The sequence below is a fragment of the Pseudoalteromonas sp. S3431 genome (assembly GCF_000690035.1).
Classification (GTDB): Bacteria; Pseudomonadota; Gammaproteobacteria; order Enterobacterales; family Alteromonadaceae; genus Pseudoalteromonas; species Pseudoalteromonas fuliginea.
In genome coordinates this window covers 15,968-33,938 of sequence record NZ_JJNY01000049.1, presented here as the reverse complement: position 1 = coordinate 33,938, position 17,971 = coordinate 15,968, and the positions used below count along the sequence as shown (strand labels likewise).

The window sequence follows — 17,971 nt, the reverse complement described above, 5'->3', positions numbered from 1 at the left end:
TTATTGGCATGTCATGTCTGAACAATGTGCATCTTTAAGCGAACGCTTATCTCAATATAAACAGCATATTAATACACCAGCCCTCGCGGTAGCGGGTATTTTAACACGTGTCGTAGGCCTCACACTTGAAGCAAAAGGTTTACGTGCGCCTGTTGGAAGCCAATGCAAAATAGAAACTATGAATGGTTTTGTTGATGCTGAAATAGTAGGTTTTAATGAGCAAACTCTTTACCTAATGCCTAATGATCATATTTCAGGAGTATTACCTGGTGCTCGAGTGATCCCTCAGGTCAATAACTTAGGTTTACCCGTTGGAATGAGTTTGTTAGGCCGCGTTGTTGATGGATTAGGTCGCCCACTTGATGGTCTTGGTAAAATAAATGCGGAACATTATTTAAAATTTGCACAAAATACTATAAACCCACTTTCTCGACGTCCGATAAGCCAGCCTATGGATGTGGGAGTGCGTGCTATAAATTCGGTCATTACTGTAGGTCAAGGCCAGCGCATGGGCTTGTTTGCAGGTTCTGGTGTCGGTAAGTCGGTGCTTTTAGGTATGATGACACGCGGCAGTGAGGCCGATGTTATTGTTGTTGGACTAGTAGGTGAACGTGGCCGAGAAGTAAAAGAATTTATTGAAGAGATTCTTGGTGTAGAAGGGAGAAAACGTTCAGTTGTTGTTGCTGCACCGGCTGATTCATCTCCTCTTATGCGTTTAAAAGGCTGTGAAAGTGCTGTAACAATTGCTGAGTATTTTCGTGATCAAGGTTTAAATGTATTGTTGCTACTAGATTCAGTTACTCGATATGCAATGGCACAACGTGAAATTGCACTTGCTGTTGGCGAGCCTCCAGCTACAAAAGGTTATCCGCCATCAGTGTTTGCTAAATTACCGGCGCTGGTGGAACGCGCCGGTAACGGCGGGGAAGGGCAGGGATCAATTACTGCTTTTTTCACAGTATTAAGTGAAGGTGATGATATGCAGGATCCCATTGCTGATGCTGCACGGGCTATTTTAGATGGTCATATTGTACTTTCCCGTGATTTAGCTGACAGTGGTCATTATCCGGCAATTGATATTGAAAAGTCGATTTCACGAGTGATGCCTCAAGTTGTCTCACAAAAGCATATGCAACAAGCTCGTGTGCTTAAGCAGGTATATTCTATGTATCAGCAAAATAAAGATATGATCACTTTAGGCGCTTATCAAAAAGGCACTGACCAAATGCTTGATCAAGCTATTAATATGATGCCCAGAGTTAATACTTTTTTACAACAAGGTATGCGTGATGTGATTAGTTACGATGATGGCTTACAAGGCTTAGCACAACTATTAGGACAAGCATAATGGCTAAGAATAAGCTGCATTTGTTGCTCAAACTTGAAAATGACAAAGAAGAAAACTTACGCATGAGTTACCTACAAGCAAATCAGAATTTGCAGGCCAATCAACAAAAATTACAAGGTCTGAATGATTTTCGAATGGAATACATGCAACAGTTACATGTAAAAGGCCAGTCAGGTTTATCAAGTGCAGGATTTAGTCAATATCATGCTTTTATAGCAAAAATAGAAGAAGCAATTCGCCAACAGGCGAGTACAGTTAATACGGCTAAGCAAGTAGTCAGTCAACGAAAAGCAATTTGGTTAAAGCAACAAATTAAAGCTAAAGCTGTTGCTAAGTTAATTGAAAACCAAAAATTAAAAGCAGATGTGCTTATTGCGAAAAGTGAGCAAAAAATGTTAGATGAGTTTTCATCCAACCAATTTTTTCAGCGTCGTAAAGTTTTATAAATTAGGCACGTAAATTGCTTTATTTAGGCAGTCTTTAATTTTTGGCAATATGCGGTGGCGTGTTGCCGCAATAATGTTAGGTGGTTTATGGTGATGAATGATATTTCTAGTTTGGTTGCGTCTGAGCAAGATTCTTATTTAGCCTCTAAAGACAATCGTTTAGCTAAAGATAAAGAAAGCAATGACACCGAGTTTCTAAATCAGTTACACAGTGCGCATAATTCAATTGAAGCGGCAAGTAAACGTAGCTCTTCAGGTGATGCGAAAGATTCGATTCGTGCCGCTGAGCCTAAACAGGCAAAAACTGATATTGTAGAAAATGAGCAAGAAAACCAAGATAATACTAATTTATCTGGAGATAGTATGCTGGCTCAAATTAACTCTGCACAAGCTATTGATATATCAGTTAAAAAACACTCTGAACAGAGTTCTGATACTATTGATACTGATTTAGATAAAACTAAATCCGCTGATAATATAATTTCAAGTGCATCACAAAACATCGGGCAAAAGGCCGCTGAACAAAAAAGTACTGAATCGCAAGCTACTGACAAAGGTACTAGCGATGCTGCAGCATTAAATAAAAGTAATATAAATAAAGGTTTTGCCGCAGAGAAGCTTGATGAGCAATTAAATCCAGTCGTTGATAAAAATGAACACGATAAAGAGGGGCCTATTATAGATAAACCAGGCGTCGCCAAACGTGTTGCTGCTGATGAATCACAAATTAAACCTGCCTTGGTAGACAACAAGCAAACGCCAAAAAGTGAGATCACGAATACTCAACGTGTAAGTAATGTGGATTCTCAAAGCAGTAACAGTGCTGCAGTTGAAACGTTGTTAAGTAAAGATGATAGTGCAATAAAGTTAGATAAAATATTGTCAAGTTTGACTCCTGAGCAGCGTGAACAATTAATTACTCAATCTCAAACCGTAAATAAATCAACTAACAATGATAATATTGCGGCTTTAAAACAAATGCTTAATGCGTTTGTGACTGAAAATAATAAACCACAAGCTTTAGTACCTAAACAATCTTTTAATGCAGAAATTAGCGCGTTAACGACGACTGAAAAACAAGCGTTATTGTCTCAGTTAACAACTTATATTAAAACCGAACAGCCACAAGGTGCTCAGTTAACTTATCTCAAAGAAGCGGTAAGTGTGCTTGAAACATCAATCAATTTAGAACAACCAAAGAATAAAATAACTACTTTTGTTGCAGGTGAAACTCCAAATACTGTTTACAATTCGCAGAAGCAGAGTGTGAAATCGACAATAAATGAAAATAGTATTCCGCCAGACCAATTAGCTGAGGCGGACGATGATTTGATAAAACAACTAGACACGATTCAAAAAGATGGTTCTAAAATCAATAATGCAGAACAGCTAACCCCGCGTTCTATGCAGCTATTTACACAAATCACAGGCGTACTTGATACCTTGCAAAGGGGCGGATTAAGTAATTACGATACTTTAGGCTATGAACAAGCAATACTAGATACGCAAGTGTTGCAATCTCAACAATTACAAAGCACTGCGCAAGGTAAGCAAATGAGTATTGATCCGGGTGTTATGCAGGCGGTTAATATTATTAAAAGTGATGCCGCTAAGCTCTTGCAAGAGCGCGTCAGTTCAATGCTAAGTATTAACAATAAAGAAGCTGAAATACGCTTAGATCCACCTGAAATGGGCAGTATGCAAATACGTATTAGAAGTGATGCTGAGCAAGCCCAAATTAATTTTGTAGTACAAAATCAGCAAGCAAAAGAGGCGTTAGAACAATCATTACCTCGTTTGCGTGAAATGCTCGCACAACAAGGTATTGAATTAGGCGATAGCAGTATTTCATATGGCGATTCTAAGAACGAAACCACAGAACAAAATGACGATGATTCAAAAAACGGTTTGGTTAATAAAAATACCATTAACGAAGAAAATGCCGATTCAGGAGAGGCTCAACTACAAAGTTCTCGACAACAAACTTCATCAGCAATAGATTACTATGCCTAAGTACTGCTATTATAATAACTAAAACAAGTAAGTACCTTTGCAAATAAAGGAAATACAATGGCTGAAGACACTAATTTAGAAATTGAAGAAACAGGTAAAAGTAAAAAGAAGCTGATAATTATTATTGTTGCCGTTGTACTTGTTGTTGGTGCCGCCGCAGGTTATTTTTTAATGTCAGGTTCTGATGAGGTCCCAGCAGAAACGTTAGATGAAGAAACGGCCATAGCGGCTGAGGCTCCTGTTGCTTCTGGCTCATCTGCTTCGATTGGCAGTGCACTGTATGTTGCTATGCCCAGACCTTTTGTATTTAATGTACCAGGTTCAAGTCGTGATAGGATTGTACAAATTAAAGTGCAGTTATTGGTTCGTGGTGAAGTCAATGAAGAGACTGCAAAAAAACATATCCCACTTATAGAAGGCACGTTATTAAGTGTATTTTCTACAACTACAGCTGATGAATTAAGTACAAGTGCAGGCAAAGAAACATTGCGTTTTTCTGCGCTTGAAAAAGTACAAACAGCTTTGGCTGGCGTTGAAGGTAGTAAAGTAATTGAGCGGGTTTTGTTTACCGGCTTTGTGATGCAATAAGGGGTTAGCGTGAGCGATTTATTATCCCAAGACGAAATTGATGCGTTATTACACGGTGTTGATGATGTCGAAGAGGAAGAGCACGATAGTGAAGACGGCGGAGGTAGTACACTTCAGTACGACTTCTCTTCGCAGGATCGAATCGTGCGTGGTCGCATGCCGACACTTGAAATTGTTAACGAACGTTTTGCTAGGCATATGCGAATTAGCCTATTTAACATGATGCGCCGTACTGCTGAAGTATCGATAAATGGTGTGCAAATGATTAAATTTGGTGAATATATTCACACCCTTTTTGTACCTACCAGCTTAAATATGGTCCGCTTTCGACCATTAAAAGGCACCGGGCTAATCACTATGGAAGCACGACTTGTGTTTATTTTGGTTGATAACTTTTTTGGTGGCGATGGACGTTATCATGCAAAAATAGAAGGCCGCGAGTTCACACCAACAGAACGTCGTATTGTACAAATGCTACTTAAAATAATCTTTGAAGATTATAAAGAAGCATGGGCGCCTGTCATGGATGTATCTTTTGAATACCTCGACTCAGAGGTCAACCCTGCCATGGCTAATATTGTGAGCCCCACAGAGGTTGTAGTTATTAGCTCTTTTCATATTGAGCTTGATGGTGGTGGTGGTGATTTTCACATAGCATTACCTTACTCCATGCTTGAGCCAATCAGAGAGCTGTTAGATGCAGGTGTGCAGTCGGATACTGAAGATACCGATTTACGATGGAGTAAAGCGCTTCGCGATGAGATTATGGATGTAGAAGTTGGATTATCAACTCAATTACTTGAAGTTGATTTGTCTTTAAAGCAAATAATGGAACTCAAAGCAGGCGATATAATCCCTGTTGAAATGCCTGAGCACATTACAGTATTTGTCGAAGAGTTACCTACATTCAGAGCCAAAATGGGCCGCTCTCGTGATAGTGTTGCCCTACAGATTAGCGAAAAAATTAAACGACCTGATTCAGTTAAATCTGAGCTGCATGTATTTACCAAAGGCGGCAAGAAAATTGACTCAGATGCAGAATTAGCAGAATTAGAGGATGATTTACACCTTTCTGATGGTGTAGATTTAGACTGGTAATTGATTAAAAGGTTAAAAGTATGAGTGATGATCAAGATACTATGGACGAGTGGGCTGCTGCGCTTGCAGAAGCCGATACCCCAGATGAAGGTGCTGAGGCGCATGTTGCAGAATTAGACGAGTTAAGTGATTCAAAGCACGAAATCAGCGGCGATGAAAAACGTAAACTCGATACGATTTTAGATATCCCCGTTACCATTTCTATGGAAGTTGGCCGTTCTAAAATAAATATTCGTAATTTACTGCAGCTTAACCAAGGATCAGTTGTTGAGCTTGATCGTGTTGCGGGTGAGCCATTGGATGTTTTGGTTAATGGTACTTTGATTGCTCATGGAGAGGTTGTTGTAGTAAATGACAAGTTTGGTATTCGCTTAACTGATGTAATAAGCCAAATAGAGCGGATCAAAAAATTACGATGAGCTTATTAGTTGCTTTAACGAGTTCCGTTTTTTCAAAAGCAGATGTGGCAACACCAACTGGAGATATACTCTCTATGGTGCTGTCACTCGTAATGGTGCTAGTACTTATCATCGTGCTGGCATTTTTTGTAAAGAAGCTTAATCCAAATCTAGCAAACAGCGATGAGTTTAAAGTAGTTAGAAGCCTACCTTTGGGTTCTCGTGAGCGTTTAATGGTTGTTGAAATAGACAATGCGCAGCATTTGCTTGGTGTAACGCCTCACAGTATTAATTACTTACACAAGTTAGAAACCCCATTAAGCGAAAAAGAACTTCCTGAATTAGCTAAACGATTTGGTAAACTTTTAAACCCGCAATCAAACCAAAATAAAAAGAATTAGACCTATGACAAAGTGGCTGCTTATTATTTTCGCCATGGTATTTGTACCAAGTGTCAGTGCTGAGGGTATTGATGCGCTAACCATTACAACAAACGCCGATGGCACACAAGATTACTCAGTAACGTTACAAGTTTTAGCGATTATGACGGCGCTGAGTTTTATACCAGCCGCTATAATCATGATGACCTCATTTACACGTATTATTGTTGTGCTTGCTATTTTACGCCAAGCAATTGGTTTGCAGCAAACACCGTCGAATCAAGTGTTACTAGGCATGTCGCTTTTTTTAAGTATTTTTATAATGTCTCCTATTTACCAGCAGGTGAACGAGCAGGCCATAGAACCTTATTTAAATGAGCAGGTTACTTCAGTGCAAGCTTTAGAGCTTGCAAAAGAGCCTATGAAAGCCTTTATGCTATCTCAAGTTCGTCTTAAAGATCTAGAAACGTTTGCTAAAATTGCCGGGTACGACCAGCTTAACTCGCCAAAAGATACACCATTAATTGTATTGATCCCTGCATTTGTTACCAGTGAACTGCAAACCGCATTTATAATCGGGTTTATGTTTTTTATTCCATTTTTAATTGTTGATTTAGTTGTTGCCTCGGTATTAATGGCGATGGGTATGATGATGCTCTCTCCTATGATAGTGTCTTTGCCGTTTAAAATTATGTTATTTGTACTTGTTGACGGTTGGAGCTTAGTGATGGGTACCTTAGCCAAAAGCTTTGGCTTAGGGACTTAGTATGCAAAGTATTAATGTAATTCAACAATAGGAGTACAACATGGAACCGGAAATTTTTGTTGATATTCTAAGTGATGCCTTGTTTTTGGTTATTAAGTTGGTGTCTGCAATTGTAGTACCAGGCCTAATTATTGGTTTAATTGTTGCTGTATTTCAGGCTGCAACATCAATCAATGAACAAACACTCAGTTTTTTACCTCGTTTATTAATCACTATAAGTGCGCTAATTGTGGGTGGCCATTGGCTTACTCAAGAGTTAATGGATTTTTTCACTCGTTTAGTATTGCTCATTCCTGAAATAGCAGGTTAAAAGTGGAGTATCCGTTTTCAGTCGTAATTCAATGGTTGAGTGATTTTTTGCTGCCCTTAGTTCGCATCAGCTCAATGATAATGATTATGGCTGGTTTGGGTGCTAAAAACGTCCCTACTCGGATAAAGATGGGGTTATCGGTTGTAGTAACTCTCGTTGTTATACCTGTATTACCTCCGGCCACCTTCACTAATTTGTTTTCGTTTGAAATGATTTTAGTTGTTATCCAGCAAATGTTGATTGGTATTGCGATTGGTTTTGCATCTATACTCTTATTAAACACCTTTGTGTTAGCTGGGCAAATATTAGCAATGCAAACAGGTTTAGGTTTTGCTTCAGTTATTGATCCCTCTAATGGTGCAAGTGTACCTGCTGTTGGACAGTTTTTTCTGATTTTAGCGACACTTCTATTTTTTGTTTTTAATGGGCACTTAATGATGATTCAGATGGTGGTCCATAGTTTTCAAGTGTTACCGATTGATGGCACGTGGTGGTCTGTAGATCATTACTGGGACATAGTGACCTGGGGCGGCTGGATGTTTACTACAGCACTTGTACTCTCACTTGCACCGCTCACAGCTATGCTCGTTATTAATATGTCGTTTGGTATTATGACGCGTGCAGCGCCGCAATTAAATATTTTCTCTATTGGTTTTCCGTTTACCTTGGTAGCGGGACTTATTATTATTTGGGCGACACTAGGCAACTTTGTTACTCAGTTTGAGTTTCAATGGTTAAAAATGATTGAGCTAATGTGTACTTTAGTTGGTTGTTCACCTTAGGAGAAAGTCATGTCTGAAGACTCAGGGCAGGAAAAAACAGAAGAACCCACATCCAAAAAACTTGACGAATCTAAAAAGAAAGGTCAAATAGCGCGCTCAAAAGAGTTAGGTACCATGTTTGTGCTTATTTTTTCGGCTATATCTCTTTTGATGTATGGACCAGAAATTGGCAAAGGTTTATATAATGTGATGGGCCGTACACTTAGCTTAAACCGTAACGAAGCATTTGATACAACTAAAATGTTTGCCGTTTGGGGAGAAGTTGCTGACGCTTTAATGTTCCCGATGGCCATGTTTGTATTAATTATTGTTTTAGCTGCATTTATTGGTAATACATTGTTAGGTGGTTTTAATTTTAGCTGGGAAGCTGCCGCGCCTAAAGCAAGCAAAATGTCACCAATGAAGGGCTTTAAGCGAATGTTTGGCCCGCAAGCGGCTGTTGAGCTTATAAAGTCACTTTTAAAATTTGGTTTAGTTGCAAGTTTTGCAGTGTTTTTAATTGATACTTTTTTTGATGAAATACTGCACTTAAGCTTAGAAAGTGCACCGGGTAATATTATTCATGCCTTAGAGATTTTAGCGTGGATGTTTTTAGGGCTTTCATGCACTTTAATTATTATTGCAGCAATTGATGCGCCATTTCAAAGTTATAACCATAACAAGCAACTTAAAATGACAATGCAAGAGGTTAAAGATGAGTATAAAAACTCGGAAGGTGACCCACAAATAAAAGCACGTATTAGGCAAACACAAAGGCAAATGTCGCAAAAACGCATGATGCAAGATGTGCCTGATGCAGATGTTATTGTTACTAACCCAACTCATTACTCAGTCGCTTTAAAGTACGATACGGAGCGTGCAGGAGCGCCTATTGTACTAGCCAAAGGTATTGACGAGATGGCAATGCAAATTCGTAAAGTAGCAATTGGTAATGAAGTCCCCATTGTAGAGTCCCCCATGCTAACTAGAGCACTTTATCATACGGCTGAAGTTGGCGATCAAATACCTGATCAGCTATTTACGGCTGTTGCACAAGTGCTAGCGTATGTATTTCAGCTAAAACGTTTTAACAAGGGACGAGGAAAACGCCCTACAAAGCTTAGTAATAAACTCCCCATCCCCGACGCCTACAAGTATTAATATCGCAAATTTACTAACTTGGAATAGTTATTGCTAATTCTATATAGTGTCAATTTTTTGAAATTGTAGAATTATGAGTTTTAAAGCGGTATTACAACAACTTAATAGAGACAAAAAAGAATATGCCAAAGGAGTAGGGACTCCTTTGCTTGTGCTTGCTGCACTGGGAATGGTGATTTTACCATTACCGCCATTTTTACTCGACATCCTTTTTTCGTTTAATATTGCGCTCGCATTAGTTGTATTACTCGTGACTGTTTACACGATGAAACCAGTTGAATTTGGTATGTTCCCCGCTGTATTACTTATCGCTACGATTATGCGCTTAGCGCTCAACGTTGCTAGTACTCGAGTTGTGTTACTTGAGGGTCACAACGGTGGTGATGCTGCAGGTAAGGTCATTGAAGCATTTGGCTCAGTTGTAATTGGTGGTAACTATGCAGTTGGTTTAGTTGTATTTTTAATTCTTATCATTATCAACTTTGTAGTAATAACAAAGGGTGCTGGACGTATTTCTGAGGTATCTGCACGTTTCACCCTTGATGCAATGCCAGGTAAACAAATGGCAATAGATGCCGATTTAAATGCCGGCTTTATTAGTGCTGAGCAAGCGCGTGACCGTCGCGAGGAAGTAACTCGCGAAGCCGATTTTTACGGTTCAATGGATGGTGCGAGTAAGTTTGTAAAAGGCGATGCAATAGCCGGTATCGTTATTTTAATTATTAATATTGTAGGTGGCTTATTTGTTGGGATGATCCAGCATAACTTAAGTTTTAGCCATGCAATGGAAGTATATACACTTCTAACCATTGGTGACGGTTTGGTTGCTCAGCTTCCATCATTATTGCTCTCAATTGGCACGGCAATTGTAGTAACACGTCAAAATGAGTCGCTTAATATGGGTGACCAATTCAAGAAACAACTTGGTAACGAAAAGTCACTCTTTATTGCTTCAGGTATTTTGATCATCATGGGGTTAGTCCCTGGTATGCCGCATTTTGCTTTTTTGAGTTTAGGCGCACTACTTGGTTACTTAGCCTATTACACGCAGCAAAGTAAAATCAAAGCTGCTGCAGCCGAAGCTGAAGAGGCTGCAAATGGCGGAAGCACCGCGACAGGTGTTGCGAATAAACAAGAGCAAAAAGAGCTTGGTTGGGATGATGTTCAGCAAGTTGATGTAATAGGATTAGAAGTAGGGTATAGATTAATTCCGCTGGTTGATCAATCACAAGGTGGTGAACTACTCAACCGGATTAAAGGAGTGCGTAAAAAGCTTTCTCAAGAGCTTGGATTTTTAGTTCCTCCTGTTCATATTCGCGATAATTTAGAACTAGACCCTAATGCTTACAGAATAACGCTAATGGGAGTATCTACTGGTGAGGGGGAGCTTAAGCATGGTGATGAGCTGGCTATTAACCCAGGGCAAGTATTTGGTCCAATAAAAGGAATTGAAACTAAAGATCCTGCATTTGGATTAGACGCGGTTTGGATTAAACCTGATCAAAAAGACGAAGCTCAATCTTTAGGCTATACCGTTGTTGATTCTGCCACAGTGGTTGCAACTCATATTAGTCAGTTGTTAACTAACAGCGCAGCGTTGTTACTAGGGCATGAAGAAGTTCAAAACTTACTTGATATGCTTGGAAAGAGTCATCCTCGTTTGGTTGAAGGACTTGTCCCTGATGTATTGCCGTTAACCGCTATTGTAAAAGTACTACAGAACTTATTGAACGAAGGGGTGGCTATTCGCGATATGCGATCAATTGTACAAACCCTTGTTGAGTATGGTCCTCGTAGCCAAGACCCTGATGTATTAACGGCTGCAGTGCGTATTTCTCTGCGTAGATTAATTGTTCAAGATGCGGTTGGAATGTCATCTGAAATACCTGTCATAACCTTGGCGCCTGAGTTGGAACAGATGTTGCATCAGTCATTGCAAAATGCAGGCGATGAAGGTGCCGGTATAGAGCCAGGACTTGCAGAGCGACTTCAAGTGTCATTGAATGAAGCGCATCAAAATCAAGAAATGGCCGGTGAACCTTCAATACTGTTAACGTCAGGAATGTTACGTACTGTGTTATCTCGTTTTGTTAAGTACACCATACCAGGATTAAGGGTGATGTCTTATCAAGAGGTGCCAGACGAAAGACAGATAAAAATTGTCAGCTCTGTAGGCCAACAATAAGATTTTAAAGGGGTTGAATAATGAAAATTAAACGTTTTTTTGCTAAAGATATGCGTACAGCACTTAAAGAAGTGAAAGATGAACTTGGTGTTGATGCGGTTATTATGTCTAACAAAAAGCTGGCTAATGGCGTTGAGATTGTAGCCGCAGTTGATTATGAAAAAGCGGCCCCTAAATCAGCTGCACAGCCGCAAAATACTTTAGTGCGTGCGGATGACTCAGCACAATCACACAGTATACATAATTTTGTAAAGCCAGAGCTTCAACGCGCTAAAGCTGCCCCCCAAGCTAGGGTTGCAGATAGTTTAGAAGCTTTACTAGAGCGTCAATCTCCTCGCCCACGTTCACCTGAATTAGCATCAATGTTTTCTCAATCGGGTATTGAAACGACCGATAATTATCAAGAGCCAGTTGTCAAACCTCGCTCAGCGAATATGTTTGCTCGCGAAGATATTGCACCAACACGTCCACAGACCCAAGCCGATAGTTTAGGTTTTGATGACCTAGATCGTGATTTTGATGATCTAGATAGCCCCGTAACACCTCAAGCGCACGTTAAAAATAATGAAAGTGAAGAAATGACGTCAATGCGTGAAGAAATGAACGCTATTCGTCAATTGCTAGAGCACCAAGTGTCAGGTTTAATGCAGCAAGATATGGCACGCCGTGACCCCACACGTGCTTGTATGATTGACCGTTTAGTTGGTATGGGAATCGATAAAGAAGTTGCAGAACAAATGGCGTGTTTTGTACCTGATGACGTATCTCGCCAACAAGGTTGGAAGGCTTTGTTAACAATGGTCGAAGACCAGATGCAAACTACGAATAATGAAATACTACGTCAAGGTGGTGTTTACGCATTGGTAGGCCCTACTGGTGTGGGGAAAACGACAACAGTTGCAAAGTTGGCTGCTTTAGGCGCACAGAAATACGGTGCAGATAAAGTGGCGCTAATAACCACCGATACATACAGAATTGGTGCTTATGAGCAACTTGCAACATACGGTCGAATTATCGGTTGTGGAGTAAAGCAGGTTAAAGATGCTAATGAATTAGCTGAAGTTTTATACCATTTACGAAATAAACGTCTAGTATTAATTGATACAGCAGGTATGAGTCAACGAGACTTACGTTTAACAGAGCAATTGAATACGCTTATGCGCAATCAACGTGTTGATATTCGTAGTTATTTAGTATTAAGTGCAACAGCGCAAATAAATGTCTTGCAAGAAACAGTACGACATTTCAAAAAAGTGCAGTTAAGTGGTTGTATTTTCACCAAGTTGGATGAATCTTTAAGTTTAGGTGAGATTATTAGTATTGCGATTCAAAATCGCCTTCCAATAGGGTATCTTACTAATGGTCAACGAGTTCCAGAAGACATTCGTGTTGCAAATGCAGAAAAACTAGTAAAAAAAGCTGAGCAATTGTATTTGAAAAGAATAAAAGCACAACATTCACGACACCAAGCAGTGGCGTCGAGCACAGTAGGGATGTATGATTAACACAGTATTAGATCAAGCAAGCGGCCTGCGCAAAATGAGTCAAAACAATAACAACGGCGTAAAAGTTATCGCTGTTACTGGTGGCAAGGGTGGTGTAGGTAAAACAAATGTTTCACTTAACACGGCAATAGCATTAGGCCAGCAAGGTAATCGAGTTTTAGTACTTGATGCCGACTTAGGTCTAGCGAACTGTGATGTGATGCTCGGATTACGGGTTGAACGTAATTTATCACATGTACTTTCTGGTGAGTGTGAACTCGATGAGATTTTAGTTGAAGGTCCTGCAGGAATTAAAATTGTACCAGCGACCTCTGGTTCTCAGAGTATGGTGGAATTATCACAGTCTGAACATGCAGGCCTTATACGCGCTTTTAGCGAATTAAATACCGAATTTGATATCTTAATTGTAGATACCGCTGCGGGTATTTCAGATATGGTACTGAGCTTTTCTCGTGCTGCTCAAGATGTAATGGTTGTAGTGTGCGACGAACCGACTTCAATCACAGATGCTTATGCACTTATTAAAGTGTTAAGTCGTGAGCATGGGGTGTATAAATTCAAAATTGTAGCTAATATGGTTCGTAGTATGCGTGAAGGTCATGAGTTATTTGCAAAACTTTCAAAAGTAACGGACCGATTTTTAGATGTGTCAATGGAGTTGGTTGCAACAATCCCTTATGACGAAAATATGCGTAAGGCAACTCGCCGTCAAAAAGTGATTGTAGAACTTTTTCCTAGTTCTCCTGCTTCAGTTGCCTTTAAAGCACTGGCGACAAGAGCAGTGAAATGGCCTATACCTAACCAACCTTCAGGACATTTAGAGTTTTTTATTGAGAAGCTAGTTAACGGCTAATTATGACAACATTGGTAAATAGAGCTATGGGATATCAATCAACACAAAATTTAAATGTGATTGTTGAAAAACATGCATCGCTAGTCAAAAAAGTGGCATGTCATTTAATTGCTCGTTTGCCTCCAAGTGTCCAACTCGATGACCTAATTCAGTCGGGTATGATAGGCCTAATTGAAGCATCAAAAAACTTTGATGCAACCAAAGGCGCAAGTTTTGAAACGTTCGCGGGAATACGAATTCGCGGTGCCATGCTTGATGAAATGCGCCGTGGTGACTGGGCTCCTCGGTCGGTTCATAGAAAAAGCCGTCTTGTAGCCGAGACGATTGCTGGATTAGAAAGTAGCTTGAATCGTGAACCAACCGATATAGAAGTTGCTGAAAAACTTGAAATTTCGTTAAATGAGTACCATCATATTTTAAACGATGTAAACACAAGTAAAGTGTTAGGCATCGAAGACCTCGGGGTCGATGAAGATGTTATTACCACGGCGGGCCAAGATTTAACGCTAGACAAACCGTTTAATAACGTTAAAAATGAACGATTTAATGAATCATTATTAAATGCTATCAAGTCATTACCAGAGCGAGACGCAATGGTACTTTCTTTGTACTATAACGATGAAATGAATTTAAAAGAAATTGGACATATACTCGATGTAAGTGAATCGCGTGTAAGTCAGATACATGGTCAGGCGATGATTAAGCTAAAAGCAAAAATCAATGACTGGATAAACTAGTAGTAAGTAAATACAGGTTAAGACCTCACTGGAGGATGTTTTGGATAAAAACATGAAAATTCTTGTTGTTGATGATTTTTCGACAATGAGACGTATTATTAAAAATCTATTGCGCGACTTAGGCTTTACCAACGTCCAAGAAGCGGATGACGGCTCTACAGCCTTACCCATGTTACAAAATCAAGTTTTTGATTTTGTGGTAACAGATTGGAACATGCCAGGAATGCAAGGTATTGATCTTTTGAGAGCGATAAGGGCTGACGATAAATTAAAACACCTTCCTGTTTTAATGGTGACAGCTGAAGCTAAAAAAGAACAAATAATAGCAGCGGCTCAAGCTGGTGTTAATGGCTATATTGTAAAACCATTTACAGCTGGCACATTAAAAACTAAATTAGAAAAAGTGTTCGAACGCTTAGGTTAATAATAGGGGAAAGGCTTATGCCAGCACCTGCTGCGCCTCGGATAACGTTAGAACAAGCTCGTCAGCTCGTCACTTTTTTAGAAAATGGCGAACATGATAAAGCTGATCAACTAATTTTAGATACTGCATCTAAAGAGCAGTCAGAAATATTTGACGAAGTGGGAAAGTTGACGCGTCAACTACATGAAGCTTTAAAAGGCTTTGAGCTAGACACGCGCCTAACAGATCTCACTAACGACGCTATACCTGATGCTAAAAAACGGCTTAATTATGTCATTGAGATGACAGAAAATGCTGCAAATAAAACCATGGATGCGGTTGAGGCGAGTTTACCGATAGCACAACAGTTAGCGGATGAAATATCCCGTATCAAACCGACATGGGACCGTCTAATGAGTCGTGAAATTGAACTCGGTGAATTTAAAGTACTGTGCCACAGCATTGATAAATTCATGAGCAGTTCTCATCATAAAACTGATGAGTTACAAAGCTTCATGACTAACATATTAATGGCCCAAGATTATCAAGATTTGACAGGTCAAGTAATTCGCCGAATTATAGAACTTGTTAGGGAAGTTGAAGAAAGCTTACTTCATCTTTTAACTGCTTTTTCTGAACAAGATATCAGTAAAGCAGTCACCCTAAAACCACAAAAAATAGATGACCCAGTTGACCCAGAAACATTAGCAGGTCCTGAAGGGCCTATTATTGATAAAGAATCACGTAATGATGTTGTGTCTGATCAAGATGAAGTCGATGATCTTTTATCAAGTTTGGGCTTCTAAGAGGAGAGTAACTGCATGTTTGAAGTCGATGAAGATATTTTACAAGACTTTCTTGTAGAAGCAGGAGAAATCCTTGAGCTTTTATCTGAACAGTTAGTTGAACTGGAAAACAATCCAGAAGATACCGAGTTGCTAAATGCTATATTTAGAGGCTTTCATACCGTAAAAGGCGGTGCTGGATTCTTAGCTATGACTGAGCTTGTTGACGCATGTCACGGCGCAGAAAATGTATTCGACTTGTTAAGGCAGGGCGTTCGTTCTGTTAATTCTGAGCTAATGGATGTTATCTTACAAGCACTTGATACTATCAATGAAATGTTTGCGACGATTCAAAATCGTGATAAACCAGAACCTGCGGATCCTCAACTACTTGAAGTTTTACATAAGTTAGGTCTCCCCCCCACAGAAGACGAGTTATCAGGTACTTCTCCTGAAGTTGTTGTAGAACAGCCTCAAGAAGCCGCTGAAGCACAAACTCCCAGTACTGATGGTGCGGACCCTTTTGCTTTTGATGAGCTGTTTAGTGGCCCAACTTCATCTGAAACTGACTCTCAAATTGATGAAATTACAGAGGATGAGTTTGAAAACCTACTTGATGAATTACATGGTACAAGCCAAGAATCGGCAGTAAAAGCCCCCACAAATAGTCATGATTTGAATGGTGATATTACAGACGATGAGTTTGATAATTTACTAGACGAGCTTCATGGTGTTGGCAGTTTCGGCTCTGTTGCAGCGCAAGAAAGTAATGTTACACCTGATGTACAAAAGCCATCGCCTTCGACTAACAATACAGATTCATCGAACGATGATATCAGTGATGATGAATTTGAATCACTGTTAGATGAACTTCATGGTAAGGGAACTGCACCTAAATCTTTAGAAAGCACTCCTGCGATTGCTGAAAAACCAGCCGCAAAACAAGCTGTTCCTAAGCCCAAAGCAGCCCCAGTACCAAAAGTTGAAGCATCAAAACCAGTACCTGCAAAACCTGCTGAAAAAACAGCTGCTGCAGCTCCAAAAAAGGCTACTGCACCAACTGCTGAAACGACAGTGCGTGTTGACACTAAACGCTTAGATCAAATTATGAATATGGTCGGTGAATTGGTACTTGTTCGTAACCGCTTAGTTAGCTTGGCTACGAATTCTGAAAGCGAAGCAATGGGTAAAGCTATATCTAACTTAGATGTTGTTACTGCTGATATTCAAGGTGCGGTTATGCAAACCCGCATGCAACCAATTAAAAAAGTGTTTGGCCGATTTCCTCGAGTTGTTCGTGATTTAGCACGCAGCTTAAATAAAGACATTAATCTATTATTAGTTGGTGAAGAGACTGATTTAGATAAAAATTTGGTTGAGGCATTAGCCGACCCTTTAGTGCATTTAGTGCGTAACTCTGTTGATCACGGTATTGAAATGCCAGATTTTCGTGAGGCTGCTGGAAAACCAAGAACAGGTACTGTTACGTTATCAGCATCTCAGCAAGGCGATCATATTTTACTTACCATTAAAGATGATGGTGCTGGTATGGATGCTGAGAAGCTGAAAAAAATAGCGATTAGTAAAGGTGTTCTTGATCACGACCAAGCAAGCCGGCTTTCTGATACTGAAGCATATAATTTAATTTTTGCACCTGGTTTTTCAACAAAAGAAGAGATTTCGGATATTTCAGGTCGTGGCGTTGGTATGGATGTAGTTAAAACCAAAATTACCCAACTTAATGGCTCAGTAAGTATTCAGTCAGAGTTAGGTGTTGGGACTACTTTAGAGATAAAAGTACCATTAACTCTCGCTATCTTGCCGACCTTAATGGTTGTTGTTGGAGAGCAAACATTTGCATTACCACTTGCGGGTGTTAGCGAAATATTCCACCTCGATTTAACTAAAACGAATGTTGTTGATAGTCAATTGACAATTATTGTGCGCAAAAAAGCAATTCCATTGTTTTATCTTGAGCATTGGCTAGTTAAAGGCGCTGACCGCTCTCAGCGTAAAGCACATGGTCATGTAGTTATTGTCCAAATTGGTACACAACAAGTAGGCTTTGTCGTAGATTCGTTAATAGGGCAAGAGGAAGTTGTAATAAAACCTCTTGATGCTTTATTACAAGGAACACCCGGTATGGCTGGTGCTACAATTACTTCCGATGGTGGTATTGCACTTATTTTAGATGTACCAAATATGTTAAAACATTACGCGGGCTGATAATAAAT

18 protein-coding genes are annotated in these 17,971 nt (G+C 39.7%); all 18 read left to right on the top strand.

Annotation, left to right across the window (positions count from 1 at the left end; all coding sequences use genetic code 11):
• The first annotated feature begins 13 nt into the window (after positions 1 to 13).
• The gene (fliI, locus tag DO88_RS06615; RefSeq protein WP_007377958.1) at positions 14 to 1,348 is read left to right on the top strand and encodes a flagellar protein export ATPase FliI; all 1,335 of its coding nucleotides are present in this window, start codon (positions 14 to 16) and stop codon (positions 1,346 to 1,348) included.
• Positions 1,348 to 1,794 (top strand): flagellar export protein FliJ, encoded by a 447-nt coding sequence (fliJ, locus tag DO88_RS06620; protein ID WP_007377957.1) that lies wholly within the window; start codon positions 1,348 to 1,350, stop codon positions 1,792 to 1,794. Before fliI ends, fliJ begins: the two co-directional genes overlap by 1 nt.
• 93 nt (positions 1,795 to 1,887) lie before the next feature.
• Positions 1,888 to 3,807, top strand: a complete 1,920-nt coding sequence (locus tag DO88_RS06625; RefSeq protein ID WP_050482454.1) for a flagellar hook-length control protein FliK — start codon at positions 1,888 to 1,890, stop codon at positions 3,805 to 3,807.
• Positions 3,808 to 3,864: 57 nt separating this feature from the next.
• The gene (gene fliL / locus DO88_RS06630; RefSeq protein ID WP_007377955.1) at positions 3,865 to 4,395 is read left to right on the top strand and encodes a flagellar basal body-associated protein FliL; all 531 of its coding nucleotides are present in this window, start codon (positions 3,865 to 3,867) and stop codon (positions 4,393 to 4,395) included.
• A gap of 9 nt (positions 4,396 to 4,404) precedes the next feature.
• Positions 4,405 to 5,493: a flagellar motor switch protein FliM gene (gene fliM / locus DO88_RS06635; protein WP_007377954.1), complete on the top strand. Its 1,089-nt coding sequence runs from the start codon at positions 4,405 to 4,407 to the stop codon at positions 5,491 to 5,493.
• Between the two features lie 20 nt (positions 5,494 to 5,513).
• Positions 5,514 to 5,912 (top strand): flagellar motor switch protein FliN, encoded by a 399-nt coding sequence (gene fliN / locus DO88_RS06640; protein ID WP_007377953.1) that lies wholly within the window; start codon positions 5,514 to 5,516, stop codon positions 5,910 to 5,912.
• The gene (fliO, locus tag DO88_RS06645) at positions 5,909 to 6,292 is read left to right on the top strand and encodes a flagellar biosynthetic protein FliO (protein ID WP_007377952.1); all 384 of its coding nucleotides are present in this window, start codon (positions 5,909 to 5,911) and stop codon (positions 6,290 to 6,292) included. Before fliN ends, fliO begins: the two co-directional genes overlap by 4 nt.
• A gap of 4 nt (positions 6,293 to 6,296) precedes the next feature.
• Positions 6,297 to 7,037: a flagellar type III secretion system pore protein FliP gene (gene fliP, locus DO88_RS06650; protein WP_007377951.1), complete on the top strand. Its 741-nt coding sequence runs from the start codon at positions 6,297 to 6,299 to the stop codon at positions 7,035 to 7,037.
• A gap of 40 nt (positions 7,038 to 7,077) precedes the next feature.
• A complete protein-coding gene (locus tag DO88_RS06655) occupies positions 7,078 to 7,347 on the top strand; it encodes a flagellar biosynthetic protein FliQ (protein WP_007377950.1) in 270 nt (89 codons plus the stop codon).
• A gap of 2 nt (positions 7,348 to 7,349) precedes the next feature.
• A complete protein-coding gene (fliR, locus tag DO88_RS06660; RefSeq protein ID WP_033023775.1) occupies positions 7,350 to 8,129 on the top strand; it encodes a flagellar biosynthetic protein FliR in 780 nt (259 codons plus the stop codon).
• Between the two features lie 9 nt (positions 8,130 to 8,138).
• Positions 8,139 to 9,269 carry a flagellar biosynthesis protein FlhB gene (gene flhB, locus DO88_RS06665; RefSeq protein WP_007377948.1) on the top strand — a complete coding sequence of 377 codons (1,131 nt, stop codon included), beginning with the start codon at positions 8,139 to 8,141 and terminating at the stop codon, positions 9,267 to 9,269.
• Between the two features lie 73 nt (positions 9,270 to 9,342).
• Entirely contained in the window at positions 9,343 to 11,454 is a 2,112-nt protein-coding gene (flhA, locus tag DO88_RS06670; RefSeq protein WP_007377947.1) for a flagellar biosynthesis protein FlhA, read from the top strand.
• 20 nt (positions 11,455 to 11,474) lie between these two features.
• A complete protein-coding gene (gene flhF / locus DO88_RS06675) occupies positions 11,475 to 12,959 on the top strand; it encodes a flagellar biosynthesis protein FlhF (RefSeq protein ID WP_033039947.1) in 1,485 nt (494 codons plus the stop codon).
• Positions 12,952 to 13,812, top strand: a complete 861-nt coding sequence (locus DO88_RS06680; protein ID WP_033039944.1) for a MinD/ParA family ATP-binding protein — start codon at positions 12,952 to 12,954, stop codon at positions 13,810 to 13,812. The genes flhF and DO88_RS06680 overlap by 8 nt, the downstream gene beginning before the upstream one ends.
• Before the next feature lie 26 nt (positions 13,813 to 13,838).
• Positions 13,839 to 14,549, top strand: coding sequence for an RNA polymerase sigma factor FliA (locus DO88_RS06685; protein ID WP_033015920.1), 711 nt, complete (start codon positions 13,839 to 13,841; stop codon positions 14,547 to 14,549).
• A 40-nt stretch (positions 14,550 to 14,589) separates the two neighbouring features.
• Positions 14,590 to 14,973, top strand: coding sequence for a chemotaxis response regulator CheY (gene cheY, locus DO88_RS06690; protein WP_007377943.1), 384 nt, complete (start codon positions 14,590 to 14,592; stop codon positions 14,971 to 14,973).
• 17 nt (positions 14,974 to 14,990) lie between these two features.
• Complete coding sequence (locus DO88_RS06695) at positions 14,991 to 15,758, top strand: protein phosphatase CheZ (RefSeq protein ID WP_033039941.1); 768 nt, start codon at positions 14,991 to 14,993, stop codon at positions 15,756 to 15,758.
• A gap of 15 nt (positions 15,759 to 15,773) precedes the next feature.
• The gene (locus tag DO88_RS06700; RefSeq protein WP_033031470.1) at positions 15,774 to 17,963 is read left to right on the top strand and encodes a chemotaxis protein CheA; all 2,190 of its coding nucleotides are present in this window, start codon (positions 15,774 to 15,776) and stop codon (positions 17,961 to 17,963) included.
• Positions 17,964 to 17,971: the final 8 nt, after the last annotated feature.